The following is a 5478-nucleotide window of genomic DNA, read 5'->3' as shown; positions in this document are numbered from 1 at the left end:
ACACTCGAAACGGATCGAATCCGCGAGCTGCGGACCGGCGCCACTACTGGCTGCGTCAGGTTCGGGTGAGCTGCTCGAGCAAGGGGATCGTGTGCTCGACATCCGGTAGGTCGTTGATCTCGGTCTGGATGCGTTGGGCGGCTTGGCGGTAGTTCTGGTCGGTCAGCATCGTCGACACTGTCGCGACGACCTCGGCCGGGGTGACCGACACCGCGTCCAAGGCTTGCCCGACGCCGAGCTCGGTGCAGCGTTGGGCGTTGTGCGGCTGGTCGGCGCCTAGCGGGAGCAGGACGGAAGGCAGGCCGTGCGCGAGGGCCCCGATCACACTCCCGGAACCACCGTGCGAGACGACCAGGTCGCAGTACGGGAGGAGCTCGTCCTGGGGGATGAAACGCTCGACGCGGACGTGGTCGGGCTGCGGTCCCAGTACTGCGGGGTCGTTGCGCTCGCCAACCGTGACGACCACGTTCGCGGACACCTCGCGCAAGCCGGCGAGGACGCGGGAGAACAGATCGTCGGGTCCGGCCTGGAACACCGTGCCTAGCGTGAAGTAGACCGTCGGGAGGTCCGCCCGGAAGCCAGGCCAGGCCGAACTCCAGACGGACCGGGCAACCTCCACGGGCGGGCCGGGACGGAAGGAGAACGCACTTGCGGGCAACGGAAATCCCGGGCTGCGGAAACTGGGCGGGAACGGCGACAACACCAGATCCCGATCAAGCATGGCTAGCCCGGGATCCGCAGGCAGGGCGTACTCCGCTCGCAACTCCCCCAGCGGCTCCACCAGGAGTTCCTTGCGCAGGAGGGAGCCCGCCGCCAGTACGAGCACGGTCGCGCAGGGAATGGCGAGCCGCTCGGCGGCGATGGCGGAACCGAAGTCCGCCTCGTCGCGCACGATCACGTCAGGCTTCCACTCGGCCGCGATCCTCAGCAGCGCAGCCGCATGCCGCCGCGCCCCGGGCCGCCCGAAAGCCTCACTGAAGTGCCGCTCCGCAGCGGCCGGATCAGGTCTCTCCAGCGGCTCCGGCACCGGCGCCGGCTCCCCCGGCGGCCGCGGAGCGCTAGTCGGGAAGACGGTAAACCCGCTCGCCTCGACGGACGGCGTCACCTTCCCCGACCCAGCGACCGCGACCGTATGCCCAGCGGCCTCCGCGGCCCGAGCCACCGGCACCAGCGGCTGGAAATGCCCGATCCCACCGATGAAAGTGAACAAGATCCGCATCTGCCGAATGCTAAGCCGTCAAAGCTGTTACGTCCGAAGAACCCGGGGGCAGGCCCCTCGGTTCTTCGGACGCAAGCGACTAGTTGAGAGCTGCGGGGAGGGTGGCGGTCCAGGTGGTGCGGAGTTCGGGCAGGGGGATCTCGAACTGGTCCTGGATGTCGAGGGACTCGCCTGTGATGACGCCGATCTTGGCGTGCGGGAAGCGGCGGGCCGTGCACATGTCGGTGAACCGCACCTCCTCTGTCCGCGGTACTGCGACGACCGCGCGGCCGGCGGATTCCGCGAAGAGGAAGAGGAACGGGTCGAGGCCATCCGGGGCCCAGACCCGCGCACCGACGCCACCACGCAGCGCGGACTCGACCAGCACCTGGGCGACACCGCCGTCGCTCACGTCGTGGGCGGCGTCGATCAGGCCGTCGCGCGACGCGTTGATCAGGATGTCCGCGAGCTGCGCCTCGGCTGCCAGGTCCACCGCCGGGGGCCGTCCGCCCAGGTGACCGTGGATCACATGCGCCCACTCCGAGCCGGACAGTTCCTCGTCGGTCTCGCCGAGCAGGTAGAGCTGGTGCCCTTCCATGTCAGCGGTAAAGCCGATCGGGGTACGCCGGGTCACGTCGTCGATGACCCCCAGTACGCCGACCACCGGCGTCGGCAGGATCGGGGTTTCGCCGGTCTGGTTGTAGAACGACACGTTCCCACCGGTGACGGGGATCCCGAGCTCGATACAACCGTCGACCAGACCGCGGATCGCCTCTGCGAACTGCCACATCACGCCCGGGTCCTCCGGCGAACCGAAGTTCAGGCAGTCCGTCACAGCGGCCGGCCGGGCGCCCGTGGTCGCCACGTTGCGGTAGGACTCGGCCAGCGCGAGCTTGGCACCGGTGTACGGGTCGAGCTTCGCGAAGCGCCCATTGCAGTCGGTGGAGACCGCGACTCCGAGGCCGCTCGTCTCGTCCACCCGAATCATCCCGCTGTCCTCGGGCTGCGCGAGCACCGAGTTGCCCAGCACGTACCGGTCGTACTGGTCCGTCACCCACGACTTGTCACACAGATTGGGGGAAGCGATCAGACGAAGAAGCGTGTCCCGCAATTCTGCGCCAGTGGTTGCCCGGGGCAACTTCTCGGCGCCGTCGGCCTGCAGCTCGTCCTGCCAGGCCGGCCGCGCGTACGGGCGCTCGTAGACCGGGCCGTCGTGCGCGACGGTCCGCGGCGGTACGTCGACGACGCGCTCACCGTGCCAGTCGATCTGCAGCAGACCGGTGTCGGTGACCTCACCGATCACATCCGCCTGGACGTCCCACTTCGCGCAGATTTTCAAAAAGCGTTCGACGTTGTCCGGCGTGACGACCGCCATCATCCGCTCCTGCGACTCGCTCATCAGAATCTCTTCCGGAGCCAGGGTCGCGTCGCGCAGCGGCACCTTGTCGAGCGAGACATGCATCCCGCCGTCACCCGCACTCGCCAGCTCGGAGGTCGCACACGAAAGACCCGCGCCACCGAGGTCCTGGATGCCCTCGACGATCCGGGCCGCGAACAGTTCGAGCGTGCACTCGATCAGCAACTTCTCCATGAACGGGTCGCCGACCTGTACTGCGGGGCGCTTCGTCGGACCACCATCGGCGAAGGTCTCCGAAGCGAGCACAGAGACGCCACCGATGCCGTCGCCGCCCGTCTTGGCGCCGTACAAGATGATCTGGTTGCCGACACCGGTCGCGTTCGCGAGGTGCAGGTCCTCGTGCCGCATCACGCCGATGCAGAGCGCGTTCACCAGCGGGTTGCCCAGGTACGTCGGGTCGAAGACGACCTCGCCACCGATGTTCGGCAGACCCAGGCTGTTCCCATAGCCGCCGACACCGGACACGATCCCCGGCAGTACCCGCTTGGTGTCCGGGGCGTCCAGCGGGCCGAACCGGAGCGGGTCCATCACCGCGACCGGCCGGGCGCCCATCGCCAGGATGTCGCGGACGATGCCGCCGACCCCGGTCGCCGCGCCCTGGTAGGGCTCCACGTACGACGGGTGGTTGTGCGACTCGACCTTGAAGGTGACGGCATAGCCCTCACCGATGTCGATCACGCCGGCGTTCTCGCCGATGCCCGCGAGCATCTTGCCCGCCGGGGTCTCCTGCGGGATGTCGCCGAACTTCTTGAGATGCACCTTGGAGGACTTGTACGAGCAGTGCTCGCTCCACATCACCGAGTACATCGCCAGCTCGCAGCTGGTCGGCCGCCGGTCCAGGATGTCGCGGATTCGCTGGTACTCGTCCGGCTTCAACCCGAGTTCCGCCCACGGCTGCTCGACGTCCGGCGTACTGGTCGCGTTGCTGACGGTGTCGGTCGACACGTTATGACTCCTGTACTAGGTGGGGCTCAGGTGAAACCGTAGCGGGCATGTGGTCAGCACCATCCGCTAGGAGGTGCGCTACAAGCAGGGGCAGAGCGAAGCCGGTCATGATCGCCGGCAGAGCGACCCCGGCGTCGTTCAGCAGCATGCCGACCAGGCCGCAGGTGGACAGCGCGAGCATGGTCGGGCGAACCATCGGCTGGCTCACGAAGAACCGCCGGTAAGCCTCGAAGGGCACCTTGTCGGGCCGGACGGTGGCAAGCATCGCCAGCACGACCCCGGCGAGCATGAACCAGCCGGCGGGTGTGTAGAAGAAGCTGGCAGACATCTGGAGCTTGCGGATCAGCACGTCGCTGACGTCGCCGTCCAGCAACCGGGCAAAGAAGGTGCCGAAGTGGCTGCGCTGGTCGGCCGGACGCAGGTAGTCCAGAAAGGCGACCGCCGACACCGCGACCACTCCTGTGACACCGACTCCGATCAGCGCCTTCCAGGAGATGCTGCCGCGCCAGGTCAGCCAGGCAAGCAGGAGCACTGCTGGGGTCAAGGCGATGATGCCGCCGAAGTCCGTCCCCCAACCAGGCTTGCCGTCCACGATGATCGCCAGGCCGCCGATAGCCAGTACTGCGAGGGCGGCCCTCTTCCGGCTGTGCGGCAACACCTTCTGCGCGACCCACCCGGCTATCACCAAGGCAGCAACCGCCAGCGTGGCGAAGGTGGAGTTGCCGAAGCCGTAGAACCTGCCGCCGATCACCGGCCCGTCCGCGAACATGCTGCCGAACTGCAGCGGCGTCCCCAGCACCCCGTCGACAAGCAAGATCACGTACGCCGCCAGCAGGATCCCCAGGTACGCGTACTTCTTCAGAACCACCTGAGCCACTCCGGCGAACAACGCGCTGATCGCGAGCACCACGCAGTACAAGGAGAATCCAGGCGCCGGCCACCGCCACCAGGCGGTCGCGGTGGACAGGAAGACGGCGATGAAGAAGCCACCTTGCGCCAGCATCGTGAACACACTCGCACTGCGCGCCCGGCGGCTCCGCGTGATCAGGAACCAGCCGAGAGCGGCCAGTTGCGCCACCACCAGCGTCACGATGACCGCGATCAGCACCGGCCGGGGATGTTCGAACCGCTCGTTGGTATCCAGGCGATCCTCGATCACCGCGGCCGCGTCGGTGTGCAGGTCGCCGGTGAAATGGATCTCGTTGCCGTCCAACGGGCCGGCCTTCTCCGCGCCGGCCGGGTCGACCTCGGCGGCGACGCGGCCCCTCAGGATGGTCGCGGTGACGTCGGTCAGCTGGATCAGTCCGGGCCGGCGGGTGCTGTCGCTGGTCAGCCAACGCGGACCGTTGTCCGGTGGGAGCTGCATGGCGACCAGCAGTTCCTGCTGCGTGTCGGCGGTCTCCTGGCTGACGCCGACGAGCAGTACCCAGCCGTCGGCCGCTCTGGCCTGGGCGACGAGATCCGAGACCTTCTTGAGCGCCTCGGGCCGGCCTTGACCGAGCGGCAGGGCTCCGGCGTCGATGATCGCGTCACCGCAGGCCGGGCTGGCGAGCTTGGCCTGATCGAGCTCTGGCTGCCAGTCGGTGACGGAGCCGTCAGTGCGGGCGAGAGCAATGGCGGCACCTGGGCCGAAGCCGCAGAACCGGTAGCCGGCCTGGCCGAGCCGGCCGATGGGTGCTCCGGTGTGATGCTCGGCCTGGCGGTCGACGTACGTCTGCCAGCCCTGGACCTTGCCGTCGGTCACCGCGGGCAGGTCGCCGCAGGGCTGGTCGGCGACGCTGCCCCACGCGCGGGTGCCGGCGCTGATGGTCAGCCAGCCGTCGACCGGGCAGGTGTACGGCCCGGCCGTCTTCACGGTGATCGACCCGACGTGCGACTGGTCCACCAGCGCGGTCAGCTCGGGCGACGACTTCACGTC

3 protein-coding genes are annotated in these 5478 nt (G+C 68.3%); all 3 read right to left on the bottom strand.

Annotation, left to right across the window (positions count from 1 at the left end; translation table 11 throughout):
- Positions 1-55: 55 nt before the first annotated feature.
- Entirely contained in the window at positions 56-1219 is a 1164-nt protein-coding gene (locus VFG33_RS35595) for a glycosyltransferase (protein WP_325057424.1), read from the bottom strand.
- Positions 1220-1298: 79 nt separating this feature from the next.
- Positions 1299-3560, bottom strand: coding sequence for a phosphoribosylformylglycinamidine synthase subunit PurL (gene purL / locus VFG33_RS35590; RefSeq protein WP_325057423.1), 2262 nt, complete (start codon positions 3558-3560; stop codon positions 1299-1301).
- 1 nt (position 3561) lies between these two features.
- A partial coding sequence (locus VFG33_RS35585; protein WP_325057422.1) for a hypothetical protein occupies positions 3562-5478 on the bottom strand: 1917 nt, incomplete at its 5' end.

This window comes from Kribbella sp. (assembly GCF_035687465.1).
Taxonomy (GTDB): domain Bacteria; phylum Actinomycetota; class Actinomycetes; order Propionibacteriales; family Kribbellaceae; genus Kribbella.
The sequence above is the reverse complement of the archived record's forward strand: the minus strand, read 5'-3'. Positions and strand labels throughout refer to the sequence as shown.